The sequence below is a fragment of the Microbacterium aurantiacum genome, assembly GCF_002872075.1.
Taxonomy (GTDB): Bacteria; Actinomycetota; Actinomycetes; order Actinomycetales; family Microbacteriaceae; genus Microbacterium; species Microbacterium aurantiacum_A.
The window spans coordinates 68,332-82,811 of the sequence record NZ_PGGU01000006.1 but is presented as its reverse complement, the minus strand read 5'-3'; the positions used below and the strand labels follow the sequence as shown (position 1 = coordinate 82,811).

General features: G+C 67.8%; 11 protein-coding genes. 10 read left to right on the top strand and 1 reads right to left on the bottom strand.

Annotated elements, in window-relative coordinates:
• Window positions 1–51 precede the first annotated feature (51 nt).
• The 8 genes from CUR96_RS05770 to CUR96_RS05735 all read left to right on the top strand — a co-directional run bounded on the left by CUR96_RS05770 (window position 52) and on the right by CUR96_RS05735 (window position 10,553).
• Window positions 52–1,236, top strand: a complete 1,185-nt coding sequence (locus CUR96_RS05770) for a glycine cleavage system aminomethyltransferase GcvT (protein ID WP_102192343.1) — start codon at window positions 52–54, stop codon at window positions 1,234–1,236.
• The gene (gene gcvH / locus CUR96_RS05765; RefSeq protein WP_102192342.1) at window positions 1,233–1,610 is read left to right on the top strand and encodes a glycine cleavage system protein GcvH; all 378 of its coding nucleotides are present in this window, start codon (window positions 1,233–1,235) and stop codon (window positions 1,608–1,610) included. The genes CUR96_RS05770 and gcvH overlap by 4 nt, the downstream gene beginning before the upstream one ends.
• 61 nt (window positions 1,611–1,671) lie before the next feature.
• A complete protein-coding gene (gene gcvP, locus CUR96_RS05760; protein WP_245861108.1) occupies window positions 1,672–4,497 on the top strand; it encodes an aminomethyl-transferring glycine dehydrogenase in 2,826 nt (941 codons plus the stop codon).
• A gap of 221 nt (window positions 4,498–4,718) precedes the next feature.
• Window positions 4,719–6,353 (top strand): peptide ABC transporter substrate-binding protein, encoded by a 1,635-nt coding sequence (locus CUR96_RS05755; protein WP_102192340.1) that lies wholly within the window; start codon window positions 4,719–4,721, stop codon window positions 6,351–6,353.
• Window positions 6,354–6,453: 100 nt separating this feature from the next.
• Window positions 6,454–7,380 carry an ABC transporter permease gene (locus CUR96_RS05750; protein ID WP_102192545.1) on the top strand — a complete coding sequence of 309 codons (927 nt, stop codon included), beginning with the start codon at window positions 6,454–6,456 and terminating at the stop codon, window positions 7,378–7,380.
• Window positions 7,373–8,314, top strand: coding sequence for an ABC transporter permease (locus CUR96_RS05745; RefSeq protein WP_102192339.1), 942 nt, complete (start codon window positions 7,373–7,375; stop codon window positions 8,312–8,314). Before CUR96_RS05750 ends, CUR96_RS05745 begins: the two co-directional genes overlap by 8 nt.
• Window positions 8,311–9,984: a dipeptide ABC transporter ATP-binding protein gene (locus tag CUR96_RS05740; RefSeq protein WP_102192338.1), complete on the top strand. Its 1,674-nt coding sequence runs from the start codon at window positions 8,311–8,313 to the stop codon at window positions 9,982–9,984. The genes CUR96_RS05745 and CUR96_RS05740 overlap by 4 nt, the downstream gene beginning before the upstream one ends.
• Before the next feature lie 65 nt (window positions 9,985–10,049).
• Entirely contained in the window at window positions 10,050–10,553 is a 504-nt protein-coding gene (locus tag CUR96_RS05735; protein WP_245861107.1) for a PH domain-containing protein, read from the top strand.
• A 10-nt stretch (window positions 10,554–10,563) separates the two neighbouring features.
• Here CUR96_RS05735 and CUR96_RS05730 read toward each other — a convergent pair whose 3' ends face one another.
• On the bottom strand, window positions 10,564–11,370 hold the full coding sequence (locus CUR96_RS05730; RefSeq protein WP_102192336.1) for a CPBP family intramembrane glutamic endopeptidase: 807 nt from the start codon (window positions 11,368–11,370) through the stop codon (window positions 10,564–10,566).
• Window positions 11,371–11,471: 101 nt separating this feature from the next.
• On the opposite strand from CUR96_RS05730, the gene typA reads away from it, so the two are divergent.
• Together typA and CUR96_RS05720 are read left to right on the top strand one after the other, a co-directional pair.
• Entirely contained in the window at window positions 11,472–13,385 is a 1,914-nt protein-coding gene (gene typA / locus CUR96_RS05725; protein ID WP_102192335.1) for a translational GTPase TypA, read from the top strand.
• A 185-nt stretch (window positions 13,386–13,570) separates the two neighbouring features.
• Window positions 13,571–14,473, top strand: coding sequence for a phospholipase (locus CUR96_RS05720; RefSeq protein ID WP_102192334.1), 903 nt, complete (start codon window positions 13,571–13,573; stop codon window positions 14,471–14,473).
• The last annotated feature ends 7 nt before the right edge of the window (window positions 14,474–14,480 follow it).

Sequence of the window (14,480 nt, the reverse complement as noted above, 5' to 3'; positions counted from 1 at the left end):
CCCAGGACCGGCGATGCCGCCGGTCCGCCCGATCCAGCCCGGGAGAACTCCATGTCCGACCCCCGCTACACGCCGCTCCGCGAACGCCACGAGGCGCTCGGAGCATCCTTCACGGACTTCGGCGGCTGGCAGATGCCGGTGCGCTACACCTCCGACCTCGCTGAGCACCATGCCGTGCGCCAGGCGGCGGGGCTCTTCGACATCTCGCACATGGCGGAGTTCCTCGTCACCGGCCCGTACGCAGCCGAGTTCCTCGACTATGCGCTCGCAGGCCGGATCTCCACGATGCCGGTCGGCAAGGCGAAGTACTCGCTGGTCCTCGCCGAGAGCGGCGGCATCGTCGATGACGTCATCGCCTATCGCCTGGCCGAGGACCGCTACCTCGTCATCGCGAACGCCGGCAACCGCGGGTTCGTCGATGCGGCGTTCGCGTCACGGGTCCGGTCCTTCCCGTCGATCCCCGAGCGAGATCTTCCCGCGCGGGCGACCGGAGAGGATCGCAGCTTCGCCGGATTCCTCGGGGACCGCGGAGTGGATGTCGAGGACGTCTCCGACTCCTACGCGCTGCTCGCCGTGCAGGGCCCCGCTGCCGAGGCCATCGTGGCCGCGACCGAGGGCGTCACCGAGCTCGGAACTCCGTGGGCCGATCAGAAGTACTACGCCTGGGCGGACGCGTTCTTCCTCGGCGAACCGTTGCTCATCGCTCGCACCGGCTACACCGGGGAGGACGGCTTCGAACTGCTCGTCCGCGCCGCCGATGCCCCGGCGCTCTGGGACGCTCTGATCATCGCCGGTGAGCCGCACGGCCTCGTGCCGGCCGGGCTCGCCGCCCGTGACACCCTCCGGCTCGAAGCCGGAATGCCGCTGTACGGCCACGAACTGAGCCTCGACACGAAGCCCGCTCAGGCCGGACTCGGCCGCGTCGTCGCAGCCGACAAGGAGAGCTTCGTCGGCAAGGATGCGGTGGATGCCGCATCCGATGCCCCCGTCCTGGTCGGACTCACCGCCGAGGGCAAGCGAGCCGGCCGCGCCGGCTACGCCGTCGTCGCCGAAGACGGCACGGTCCTGGGGGAGATCACCAGCGGCGCGCTCAGCCCCACGCTCGGCCACCCGATCGCGATGGCCTATGTGACTCCGTCTTCCGCCGAGGCGGGATCCACAGTATTCCTGGATGTGCGGGGGACGAAGATCCCTGCGACCGTGACCGCTCTGCCTTTCTACCGGAGGATGAAATGACCGATCTCAACGCCCTGAGCTACACCGAAGAGCACGAATGGCTCGCCGTCGACGGTGAGACCGTCACCATCGGCATCACGGACTACGCGGCCGAGAAGCTCGGCGACGTCGTCTTCGTCGAGCTGCCCGCCGTCGGAACCGAGATCACGGCCGGCTCCGTGGTCGGAGAGATCGAGTCGACGAAGTCGGTCGGCGAGCTCTACGCTCCGGTCGCAGGCACCGTCGTGGAGATCAACGACGCGGTCGTGGACGACCCCTCGCTCGTCAACGCCGAGCCCTTCGCCGGCGGGTGGCTCATCAAGGTCGCCGTCTCGGCCGGCGCTGCCGACGGCCTGCTCGACCGCGACGCGTACGTCGCTCTGACGGAGGGCTGATCCGGACGTGGTCTCTTTCGCCGATCGTCATATCGGAACCACCGCATCCGCCCAGCGCACGATGCTGGACGCGCTGGGGTTCGCCGCCGGTGTCGAAGACGACACTCCCGTCGAGGCGCTGATGCGCCAGGCGGTGCCGTCCTCGATCTTCACAGCAGCGTCCGCGGACTCGCTCATCCCCGTGGCAGCCAGTGAGACCGAGGCGCTCGCCGAGCTCCGGGCGCTCGCGGCGCGCAACACGGTGAACCGGCCGATGATCGGCCTCGGGTACTACGGCACGATCACTCCGCAGGTGATCCAGCGGAACGTGCTGGAGAACCCCTCCTGGTACACGGCGTACACGCCCTACCAGCCCGAGATCTCGCAGGGGCGCCTCGAGGCGCTCATCAACTTCCAGACGATGGTCGCCGAGCTCACCGGCCTGTCGACCGCGAACGCATCGATGCTCGACGAGTCGACAGCGGTCGCCGAGGGGATGCTGCTCGCCCGCCGCGCCTCGAAGTCGACGTCGAACGTGTTCGTCGTCGACGCCGACGCGCTGCCCCAGACGAAGGCCCTGCTCGCCACCCGCGCGGAGGCCGTCGGCATCGAGCTCGTCACCGTGGACTTCGCCGCTGGCGCCACGATGCCGGCTGAACTGTTCGGCGTCTTCCTGCAGTACCCCGGCGCTTCCGGCCGGGTGTGGGATCCGAGTGCGGTCATCGACGCCGCCCACCTCGTCGGCGCGCTCGCCGTCGTCGCCGCCGATCTGCTCGCGCTCACCCTCATCTCGTCGCCGGGTTCGCTCGGCGCGGACGTCGCGGTCGGGACCACCCAGCGCTTCGGTGTGCCGATGGGCTTCGGCGGACCGCACGCCGGGTACATGGCCGTGCGCGCGGGTCTGGAGCGTCAGCTGCCGGGCCGCCTGGTCGGTGTGTCGGTGGATGCCGACGGCAAGCCCGCCTACCGTCTCTCGCTGCAGACGCGCGAGCAGCACATCCGCCGCGAGAAGGCCACGTCGAACATCTGCACCGCGCAGGTGCTCCTCGCTGTGATGGCCTCGATGTACGCCGTCTACCACGGCCCGGACGGGCTGCGCGCGATCGCGCGGGAGGCGGCGCTGAAGGCCGCGCTGCTGCGCGACTGGCTGGCCGAGGCGGAGGTCGACGTCGTGCACGACGCCTTCTTCGACACGCTGCAGGTGCGGGTGCCGGGACGAGCCGCGGAGTTCGCCGAGCAAGCGCATCACGGCTACGGCATCCTGCTGCACGTCGCGGATGCCGACACCGTCGGAATCTCCGTCGACGAGACCACGAGCCACAGCGAGCTGCACCAGGTCGCGATGGTGTTCGGCGGCAAGCAGGAGCGCGTCTTCGGCTTCGGCGACGGCAATAACGCGCTTCCCGCGCAGCTGCGCCGGCAGGGCGACTACCTCACGCACCCGGTCTTCCACGCGCACCGCAGCGAGACCGCCATGATGCGGTACTTGAAGAGCCTCGCCGATCGGGACTACGCGCTCGACCGTGGCATGATCCCGCTGGGCTCGTGCACGATGAAGCTCAACGCGGCCACCGAGATGGCGGCGGTCACGTGGCCGGAGTTCGCCGGCATCCACCCGTTCGCGCCGGCATCCGACGTGGAGGGCTACCTCGACCTGGTCGACCAGCTCGAGGGCTGGCTCGCCGAAGTGACCGGCTACGACGCTGTCTCGTTGCAGCCGAACGCCGGCTCGCAGGGCGAGCTCGCCGGCCTGCTCGCCATCCGCGGGTACCACCTCGCGAACGGCGACGCGCAGCGCACGGTGTGCCTGATCCCGTCGTCCGCGCACGGCACGAATGCGGCGTCTGCGGTGCTCGCGGGTATGAAGGTCGTCGTCGTCGCCTGCGATGAGCTCGGCAACGTCGACCTCGACGATCTGCGCGCGAAGATCGCGGCGCACGCCGGCGAGCTGTCCGCGCTGATGATCACCTACCCGTCGACGCACGGTGTGTACGAACACGACGTCGTCGAGATCACCGCCGCGGTGCACGACGCCGGTGGACAGGTGTATGTCGACGGTGCGAACCTCAACGCACTGCTCGGGTACGCCCGCTTCGGAGACCTGGGCGGCGACGTGTCGCACCTCAACCTGCACAAGACGTTCGCGATCCCGCACGGCGGCGGCGGACCCGGCATCGGGCCGGTCGCGGCGAAGGCGCACCTGGCGCCGTTCCTGCCGGGGCATCCGCTCGCGCAGCGGGACGAGCACTTCGGCGGGTTCACCTTCGAGGGCGGCGCGGTGTCCGGCGCTCCCTACGGTTCTGCAGGCGTGCTGCCGATCTCGTGGGCGTACGTGCGGATGATGGGCGCCGACGGCCTGCGCCGTGCGACGGCCGCGGCCGTGCTCTCGGCGAACTACATCGCCGCGCGCCTCGGCGAGCACTATCCGGTGCTGTACACCGGCGAGAACGGCCGGGTCGCGCACGAGTGCATCCTCGACCTGCGTCCCCTCAAGGAGGCCACGGGCATCACCGTCGACGACGTCGCCAAGCGGCTCATCGACTACGGCTTCCACGCCCCGACGATGTCGTTCCCGGTCGCGGGCACGCTGATGGTCGAGCCGACGGAGTCGGAGGACCTCGGCGAGATCGAGCGGTTCATCGAGGCGATGATCCAGATCAAGGCGGAGGCGGATGCCGTCGCCGCCGGCCGCTGGCCGGCAGACGACAACCCTCTGGTGGGCGCACCGCACACCGCGGTCTCGCTGATCGCGGGGGAGTGGGCCCACGCCTACACCCGCGAGGAGGCCGCCTACCCGATCCCGGCGCTCGTCGCCGGCAAGTACTGGCCGCCGGTGCGCCGCATCGACCAGGCCTACGGCGACCGCAACCTCGTCTGCGCCTGTCCGCCGGTGGAGGCTTTCGCCTGACCTGATCGCAGTATCGAGAACGGCGTTCCGTGGCCCCTGTCGGGGTGCGCGGAACGCCGTTCTCGCGTGCCGTCCGGTTACGGCGCTGTTACAGATGATCACCACTCAGTAACAGTTCATTAGCGGAGATAGGTACGGAGCATTCTGGGGGTTACTCTCAACTATCGCCGCGCATTCGACGAGGAGTGCGCGTTTATCCATGTCCATCAGGAGGACACAAAGTGAAGCGAAACAAGATCGCCCTTGCGGGCACCGCTCTTCTCGCGATCGGCGCCATGGCGCTCGCGGGCTGCGCAGCTGGCGGAAACCCCGAGCCTGAAGGAGACACCCCGTCGGGTGATCCCACGGCAGTCATCTCGGTCAACAACACCGAGCCGCAGAACCCGCTGATCCCGACGAACACCAACGAGGTGGGCGGCGGACTCGTCATCCAGAACATGTTCGCCGGCCTGGTCTACTACGACGCGGAAGGCGCCGTTCACAACGACGTCGCCGAGTCGATCGAGACCGACGACTCCCAGACGTACACGATCAAGATCAAGCCGGACCAGACCTTCACCAACGGCGACCCGGTCGACGCCGCGTCGTTCGTCACCGCGTGGAACTATGGCGCGGCGCTCGACAACGCTCAGCTCTCGAGCTACTTCTTCGAGTCCATCGAGGGCTTCTCCTACGACGAGAACGTTCCGGAGCTGTCCGGTCTGAAGGTCGTCGACGACCTGACGTTCACGGTGAAGCTGAAGCAGCCCGAGTCGGACTTCCCGCTGCGCCTGGGGTACACCGCGTTCTTCCCGATGCCGGCATCCGCCTGGGACGACCTCGAGGCCTTCGGTGAGAACCCCGTCGGCAACGGGCCGTACATGTTCGAGGAGGAGGGTGCGTGGCAGCACAACGTGCGCATCGACCTCGTCAAGAACGAGGACTACACCGGTCCCCGCGAGGTGCAGAACGGCGGAGTGGACATGATCCTCTACGCGAGCACCGACGCGGCATACGCTGACCTGCAGGGCGGCGACCTGGACATCATCCAGGAGATCCCCGACAGCGCGCTCCAGACCTTCGAGACCGACTTCGAGGGCCGCACGGTGAACCAGCCGGCCGCGGCGAACGCCACGATCACGATCCCGGAGCGTCTCGCGCACTTCAGCGGTGAAGAGGGACAGCTCCGCCGCGCGGCGATCTCGCACGCCATCGATCGCGAGGAGATCACCGAGATCGTCTTCAACGGCACCCGCACTCCGGCGAAGGACTTCACCTCCCCGGTGATCGACGGTTACTCCGAGGACATCCCCGGGTCCGAGGTGCTCGAGTTCGACGCCGAGAAGGCGAAGGAGCTGTGGGCCGAGGCCGACGCCATCGCCCCCTGGACCGGCTCTTTCGAGATCCAGTACAACGCCGACGGTCCCAACCAGGGCTGGGTCGACGCTGTCGCGAACCAGGTGAAGAACAACCTCGGCATCGAGGCTGCGGGCAAGCCGATCCCGACCTTCGCGGAGCACCGCACGCTCATCACCGAGCGCCAGTCGACCACAGCATTCCGCACGGGATGGCAGTTCGACTACCCGTCGATGTTCAACGGCCTCGGTCCGATCTTCGGCACCGGCGCAGGCTCGAACGACGGCGACTACTCGAACCCGGACTTCGACGCACTCCTCGACGAGGGAGCCTCCGCGGCGGACCTCGAAGAGGGTATCGCCAAGTTCCAGGAGGCGCAGGAGGTTCTGTTCAAGGACCTGCCCGCCATCCCGCTCTGGTACACCAACGCCATGGGCGCCTGGGGTGAAGAGGTCGAGAACGTGCAGTTCGGCTGGGACACCTGGCCGATCCTCCACCAGGTCACGAAGGCCGGCGAGTAGGCCTGACGACACTCACCTGTGAGGCGGTGACGATCACTTCGTCGCCGCCTCACAGGCTGTGTTCGTCACGCTCTTCCGCCTCCTGACAACGGGACAACAGATGCTCGGCTACATCCTGAGACGTCTCCTGCAGGTGATTCCGGTTTTCTTCGGTGCCACCCTGCTCATCTACTTCCTCGTGTTCGCCATGCCCGGCGACCCGATCCTCGCGCTGTTCGGCGACCGCACACCCAACCCGGCGGTCGTCCAGCAGCTGCGAGAGCACTACCACCTGAACGACCCGTTCATCGTGCAGTACTGGTACTACATCACCGGTGTGTTCACGGGCGATCTCGGCAACACGTTCTCCGGTCGGCCGGTCTCGACGGTGCTGGCGGAGACTCTCCCCGTCACCGGCCGGCTCGCGGTCATGTCGATCGGCATCGAGTTCGTGCTCGCCATCATCATCGGCACGGTCTCGGCGCTCTACAAAGGCCGGCTGTTCGATCACGTCGCGCTGATCATCGCGCTCGTGGCGATCGCGATCCCGATCTTCGTCGTCGCTTTCCTCGCGCAGTACTTCCTCGCGATCCAGTGGGGCCTGTTCAAACCCACGGTCGGCGCCGACAACGACTGGGGCGGTCTGTGGCTGCCGGCCATCGTGCTCGGCTTCAGCCTGTATGCGGTCAGCATGCGCCTGATGCGCAGCTCGGTGATCGACACGCTCAACCAGGACTGGGTGCGCACCGCGTACAGCAAAGGGCTCTCGCGCGGACGCGTGATCCCCGTGCACGTGCTGCGCAACTCGCTGATCCCGGTGATCACCAACTCCGCGACCAACTTCGGAGTGCTGCTGGTCGGCGCGACCGTCACCGAGGCGATCTTCAACGTGCCCGGTGTCGGCAACACGCTGTATCAGGCCGCGATCCGGAACGAGGGCCCCACCGTGGTCTCCTTCGTCACGGTGTTCGTCATCCTGTACGTCCTGGTCAACCTCGTCATCGACCTGCTCTACGGTCTGCTCGACCCAAGGATCCGCTATGCCTGACCCCACCACGCAGAATCACTTCGTCGCGCCGATCGAGACGGAGAGCGTCTCCGTCGATGCGGTGCGGATCGCCGAGAAGCCGAGCAACCTGTGGCGTGACGCGTGGACCGACCTGCGCCGTCGCCCGCTGTTCTGGGCCTCGGTCGCGCTCGCCCTCTTCTTCGCCGTGATGGCGTTGTGGCCGACTCTGTTCACGCAGGTCGACCCGCGCGTCTGCGAACTGAAGTACAGCAACGACGGCCCCGCCGCCGGGCACGTTCTGGGGTTCACCTTCCAGGGCTGCGACATCTACTCCCGCATCGTCTGGGGTGCGCAGACATCACTGTCGGTGGGTATGCTCGCCACACTGATCTCCTCCGTCCTCGGACTCATCATGGGTGCGCTGGCCGGGTTCTACGGCGGCTGGCTCGACTCGCTGCTCTCACGTGTCGGCGACATCTTCTTCGCGATCCCGTACATCCTCGCGGCGGTCGTCGTCATGACGGTGTTCTCGCAGTACCGCTCCGTGCCGGTTCTGGCGCTCGCGATCGGCGGCTTCGCCTGGGCCTCCACGGCCCGAGTGGTCCGCGCGGAGGTGCTGAGGGTCCGGCAGGCGGACTTCGTCGTCGCCTCGCGGGCGCTCGGCCGCTCCAAGTTCGCCACCCTCGTCGGACACGTGATCCCCAACGCGCTCGCCCCGCTCCTCGTCGTCACGACGCTCAGCCTCGCGGCCTCGATCGTGGCGGAGGCGACCCTGTCGTTCCTCGGCGTCGGTCTCGGGAGCAACGTGATGTCCTGGGGCAACGACATCGGCCAGGCGCAGTCATCGCTTCGCGTCGCGCCGATGGCGCTCATCTATCCGTCGATCGCGCTCACGTTGGCCGTGCTCGCGTTCGTGACCCTGGGCGAGCTGATCCGAGACGCCCTCGACCCGAAGGCGAGGGCACGCCGATGAACGATCGTGCGAGCGCACAGATCCCTCTGCTCAGCGTGCGCGACCTCACGGTCGCGTTCCGCACGCAGAACGGCGTGAAAGAGGTGCTTCACGGCGCGAGCTTCGACATCTTCCCCGGTGAGACCGTGGCGATCGTCGGCGAGTCGGGCTCGGGGAAGTCCACGACGGCCACGGCCATCGTGAACCTGCTTCCCGGCACCGGAACGATCACCGGCGGGTCGATCACGCTCGACGGGCGTGAGCTGACCACGCTCGGCCGCACCGCGATCGAGAACGTGCGCGGCCGCGAGATCGGGTTCGTGCCGCAGGACCCGATGTCGAACCTCAACCCGGTCTGGAGCATCGGCTTCCAGGTGAAGGAGGCGATCCGTGCGAACGGGATCGCCCAGGGTCGGGCCGCGGTGAAGGCGCGCGCGATCGAGGTGCTGCAGCAGGCAGGGCTCGCGGACGCCGAGCGGCGTCTGCATCAGTTCCCGCACCAGTTCTCCGGAGGAATGCGCCAGCGGGCGCTGATCGGAATCGGTCTGGCAGCCGATCCGAAGCTGCTCATCGCCGACGAGCCGACCTCTGCGCTGGACGTCACGGTGCAGCGGGTGATCCTCGATCACATGGCCTCCCTCACACGGGATAAAGGCACCTCCGTCCTCCTCATCACGCACGACCTCGGCCTTGCGGCCGAGCGCGCGGAGAAGATCATCGTGATGAGCAACGGGAACATCGTCGAAGCCGGTCCGAGCCGGCAGATCCTCGAGGACCCGCAGCATCCGTACACCAAGAGGCTGGTCGCCGCGGCGCCGAGCATCGCCTCGCAGCGGATCCAGGCGGTCGTCGAGGATCGAGGCATCGAGACGCTCGATGACCTCGCCGACATCCCACCGACGGTGCGTGTCGCCGGGCTCACCAAGGACTACCGGATCCGTCAGGGAGGCTTCCGCAGTGAGGCGTTCCGAGCGGTCGACGACGTCACCTTCGAGATTCCGAAGGGCAAGACCCTGGCTCTCGTCGGGGAGTCCGGCTCCGGAAAGTCGACGGTGGCGAAGATGGTCCTCAAGCTCGAGGAACCGACGAGCGGCACCATCGAGATCGATGGTCAGGACGTGTCGCGTCTCTCGAACGCGCAGGCGTTCGGGCTGCGCCGCCGCATGCAGCCGGTCTTCCAGGATCCCTATGGCTCACTCGATCCGCTGCGTAACATCGGCGCGACCATCGCGGAGCCGCTGCAGATCCATGGCGTCGGAGATCGCACCTCGCAGCGGGAACGGGTGGAGGAACTCCTCGACCAGGTCTCGCTGCCGCGGGTGCTGGCGACCAGGTACGCCAACGAACTGTCCGGCGGTCAGCGGCAACGCGTCGCGATCGCGCGTGCGCTCGCGCTCAAGCCGGACATCGTGGTGCTCGACGAGGCGGTCTCCGCGCTCGACGTGCTCGTGCAGGATCAGGTTCTGAAGCTGCTCGCCGACCTGCAGTCGGAGCTCGATCTGACTTACCTGTTCATCACGCACGACCTCGCGGTGGTGCGCGTCACCAGCGACCTCGTGTGCGTGATGGAGAAGGGGCGCATCGTCGAACAAGGAACGGTCGACGAGATCTTCGCGAACCCGCAGGAGGAGTACACGGATCGGCTTCTGCAGGCGATCCCGGGGGCATCGATTCCTCTGGGTGGTCGCTGACGGTGGGTGCCGACGCGCGCCCGGAGGGCACACGGACGTTCCGCGCGTCCTCCGGGCCGGTCGTGATGATCATCTCGGGGCTGCTTGCGGCGTTCCTCCTCGGTGACGCCGTGGTGCGGGGGAGCTGGGGGCAGATGCTCCTGTTCGCTCCGTGGGTGCTGCTGACGCTCTGGGTGGTCTACGAGATCAGCTTCGTCTCCATCGTCCGCGTCGACGCCGACAGTGCGTTCGTGCAGAACATGTTGCGGCGGACGAGCTTCGGCTGGAGCCGGGTGCGCGATATCGACCTGCGCTGGCAGCTGGTGTTCTCGCTGGATGACGGCACCGACGTCACCTGCTATGGCGGTCCGGTGCGATCACGTCCGGTGCGCCGCCCGTCACGCGGCGACGAAGAGGTCAAGGCGCCGGCGGGATTGCGCGATCTGACCGAGATCCGGGACCGCTGGGAGGGGGCAGATCCAGCTGCCGATGCTCCGATCCGCCGTTCGTGGGACATCCCTGCGCTGATCGTGCTCGGCGTGCTCACGCTCTGGGCGACAGCGGCCGTCGTGATCGTGAACCTGGGCTGACCCTCCGGCGCTACGCGGGCAGGCCGAACAAAGCCGGCCAGGTCGCGGCGGCCCACGGGTAGCCGACGAACACCGCCGTGTCGATGAGGAAGTGCGCGACAAGGAACGGCAGCAGCCGGCCGGTGCGCAGGAACAGCCAGCCGAACAGCATCCCCATCGCGAAGTTCCCGATGAAGGCCCCGGGGCCCTGATAGAGGTGGTAGCTGGCGCGGAGCACGCTCGTCGCGATGATGATCGCCCACGGTCCCCACCCCAGCTGCTTCAGCCGCGCGAACAGATAGCCGAGCACGACGAACTCCTCCTGCAGGGAGGCTCGTGCTGCGGCGAGCAGCAGGATCGGTACGGTCCACCAGTGCGCGTCGAGACCCGCCGGATTCACGGCGACGAAGAGTCCCAGCATTCGCCCGACGACATACAGGGCAAGGCCCGGGAAGCCGATCGCGAGCACCAGCAGGATGCCGCGCCCCGTGTCCCTCCCGACCCGTGTGCCATCGAGCCCGAGGAGTCCGAGGTGAGGGCGCGACGACTGCCACAGCAGGAAGCAGACCAGCAGCACCGGAACGATAGAGAACCCGATGGACAGCACCTGGTAGATCAGGTCGAACAGTTCACGATCGCTGCGTGAGGGATTCAGCGTCGCCACCTGATCGGCGAGCGGCTTCTCGTCGGTGAGGCGATAGGCGAGCTGCACGATCGCGTACACCGCGGACTGGCCGAGTCCGAGCGCCAGGACGATCGCAATCTCCCACCACAGACGCGCGCGCGAGGGGGTGGGGTGCTCGAGTGGCGCGAGCGCCGGAGCCGGTCGAAGGGTCACGTCACCGATGCTACGTCGTCCACCCAGGAACGATGCCTGGCCATGCGATACCCTGGAATGTCGGCATCCCGACCCTTTCCCCTCCCTTTTAGGACTTCTGCATGGCGCACGCCCTCCGCTCTGACCTCCGCAACGTCGCAATCGTCGCGCACGTCGACCACGGAAAGACCACGCTCGTCGACGCCATGCTGCGTCAGACAGGCTCTTTCGGCTCCCACGAGCACATGGAAGAACGCGCCATGGACTCGAATGACCTGGAGCGTGAGAAGGGCATCACGATCCTCGCCAAGAACACGGCGATCACGTACAAGGGCAAGCACGCCGAGGGCAAGGAGATCACGATCAACGTGATCGACACCCCCGGTCACGCCGACTTCGGCGGCGAGGTCGAGCGCGGCCTGTCCATGGTCGACGGCGTCGTGCTGCTGGTCGACGCGAGCGAGGGTCCGCTGCCGCAGACGCGCTTCGTGCTGCGTAAGGCGCTGGAGTCGAAGCTCCCCGTCATTCTCCTGGTCAACAAGACCGACCGTCCCGACGCCCGCATCGCCGAGGTCGAGGAGGAGGCGCACGACCTGCTCCTGGGGCTCGCCTCCGACCTGGTCGATGACGTGCCGGACCTCGACGTCGATGCCCTGCTCGACGTTCCGGTGGTCTACGCCTCCGGCCGTGCCGGCGCCGCGTCGCAGAACCGTCCCGCCGACGGCTCGCTGCCCGACAACGATGACCTCGAGCCGCTGTTCGAGGCGATCCTCCAGCACGTTCCCGCGCCTTCCTACGATGACGAGGCGCCGCTGCAGGCGTGGGTCACGAACCTCGACTCCAGCCCGTTCCTCGGTCGCCTGGCGCTGCTGCGCGTCTTCAACGGCACGCTGAAGAAGGGCCAGACGGTCGCCTGGGTGCGCGCCGACGGCAGCACCAGCAACGCCCGCATCACCGAGCTGCTGAAGACCCGCGCCCTCGAGCGCTACCCTGCCGAGTCCGCCGGCCCCGGCGACATCGTCGCCATCGCGGGCTTCGAGAACATCACCATCGGCGAGACCATCGCCGACCCGGAGGACGTCCGCCCGCTGCCCGCGATCACGGTCGACGACCCCGCCATCTCGATGACGATCGGCACGAACACCTCGCCGCTCATGGGCAAGGTCAAGGGCCACAAGCTCACCGCTCGGATGGTCAAGGACCGTCTCGACAAGGAGCTCATCGGAAACGTCTCGCTCAAGGTCGTCGACGTCGGACGCCCGGATGCGTGGGAGGTGCAGGGCCGTGGAGAGCTGGCGCTCGCCATCCTCGTCGAGAACATGCGCCGCGAGGGCTTCGAACTCACCGTCGGCAAGCCGCAGGTGGTCACGAAGAAGATCGACGGAAAGACCTACGAGCCGTTCGAGCACCTCACCATCGACACTCCGGAGGAGCACCTCGGCGCGATCACGCAGCTCCTGGCGAACCGCAAGGGCCGCATGGAGAACATGACCAACCACGGCACCGGCTGGGTGCGCATGGAGTTCATCGTCCCGTCGCGCGGCCTCATCGGCTTCCGCAGCGAGTTCCTGACCACGACCCGCGGCACCGGCATCGCCAACGCGATCTCGCACGGCTACGAGCCGTGGGCGGGCTCGATCACCACGCGTCAGAACGGCTCGATCGTCGCCGACCGCCAGGGTGTCGTCACCCCGTTCGCGATGATCGCGCTCCAGGAGCGCATGTCGTTCTTCGTGCAGCCCACGCAGGAGGTCTACGAGGGCATGGTCATCGGCGAGAACTCGCGCGCTGATGACATGGACGTGAACATCACCAAGGAGAAGAAGCTCACCAACATGCGTGCGGCGAGCTCGGACACCTTCGAGTCGATGACGCCTCCGCGCCAGCTCACCCTCGAGGAGAGCCTCGAGTTCGCGCGCGACGACGAATGCGTCGAGGTGACGCCCGAGGTCGTCCGCATCCGTAAGGTGAACCTCGACGCGAACACCCGTGCGCGCGAGACTGCACGCATGAAGCGCCAGGACGCCAGCGCCTGAGAATCGCCTCAGAAAGAGGGCCCCGTGCCGCCGTTTCGGCGCACACGGGGCCCTCTTCTCATGTAATCCCCAGGTGAGAGCAGGTTTTCACTCAGGTTCGTGCTGCAGACTCGATGGCTTGCGCCCGGGACGAACTCCCGATGAGTCTCCTGTCAAGGGCGTACGACGACCCGAAAGTCGAACCCATGCTCCACAAGACCCGTACCCTTCGGCGCGCCTCCGCGGTGGCCTCCGCCCGCGCCGCCGTCACCGCGCGACGCCCGATGATGATCCTCGGCACCGCGACGGCGGCGCTCCTCGGCGCTGCGCTCACCGCCGGCATCGTCTCCGCTCCGGCAGCCGGAGCCGAGCACCTCGCTCCCGCGGCGACCGTCTCCGCCTTCGCCACCGGCGCCGACGTGCCGGCGAAGCATGCCGACGCGGCGGCGATCACGGTGGCCGAGGCGCGCGACGCCGTGGCGTCCGCGGACGCATTGACCGCTGAGGTCGCAGCGTCCGGCCTCGCGGTCGACCCCGCCGTGGCGGCGGTCGACACCAGTGACCTGCACGACCGGATCGATGCCCTCGAGGACCGCGCCGAGATGCCGGTACTGGTGCTGGCCGTCCTCACCGAGGATTCCGCGGCTGAGACCGAAGAGATCGTCGCGGGCACGGCGGCCCTGCAGGCGGCGTTCACCGCGGCGCAGGAGCAGAAGGCGGCGGCCGATGCGGCACAGGCCGCTGCGGAACAGGCGGCCGCTGAAGCGGCGGCACAGGCTGCATCGCTGGCAGCCACGAACACCGTCGACGGCGCGAAGGCGACCGCCCAGCAGATGGCGGCGAACCAGTACGGCTGGGGAGCGGACCAGTTCTCCTGCCTGGAGTCGCTGTGGAACAAGGAATCCGGGTGGAACTACCAGGCGTACAACGACTCCAGCGGAGCCACAGGCATCCCGCAGTCGCTGCCCGGCAGCAAGATGGCCTCGGCGGGCAGCGACTGGGAGACGAACGCAGCGACCCAGATCGCCTGGGGTCTCGGCTACATCTCGTCCGTCTACGGCACGCCGTGCGGCGCGTGGTCGCACTCGCAGTCGACGGATTGGTACTGACCCGCAG

Bases quoted from the DNA above. Each gene is read 5' to 3' on its own strand.
- typA (WP_102192335.1), top strand. From the start codon at position 11,472: ATGGCGCACGCCCTCCGCTCTGACCTCCGCAACGTCGCAATCGTCGCG.
- gcvP (WP_245861108.1), top strand. From the start codon at position 1,672: ATGCTGGACGCGCTGGGGTTCGCCGCCGGTGTCGAAGACGACACTCCC.
- gcvH (WP_102192342.1), top strand. From the start codon at position 1,233: ATGACCGATCTCAACGCCCTGAGCTACACCGAAGAGCACGAATGGCTC.
- CUR96_RS05745 (WP_102192339.1), top strand. From the start codon at position 7,373: ATGCCTGACCCCACCACGCAGAATCACTTCGTCGCGCCGATCGAGACG.
- CUR96_RS05750 (WP_102192545.1), top strand. From the start codon at position 6,454: ATGCTCGGCTACATCCTGAGACGTCTCCTGCAGGTGATTCCGGTTTTC.
- CUR96_RS05735 (WP_245861107.1), top strand. From the start codon at position 10,050: ATGATCATCTCGGGGCTGCTTGCGGCGTTCCTCCTCGGTGACGCCGTG.
- CUR96_RS05740 (WP_102192338.1), top strand. From the start codon at position 8,311: ATGAACGATCGTGCGAGCGCACAGATCCCTCTGCTCAGCGTGCGCGAC.
- CUR96_RS05770 (WP_102192343.1), top strand. From the start codon at position 52: ATGTCCGACCCCCGCTACACGCCGCTCCGCGAACGCCACGAGGCGCTC.
- CUR96_RS05720 (WP_102192334.1), top strand. From the start codon at position 13,571: ATGCTCCACAAGACCCGTACCCTTCGGCGCGCCTCCGCGGTGGCCTCC.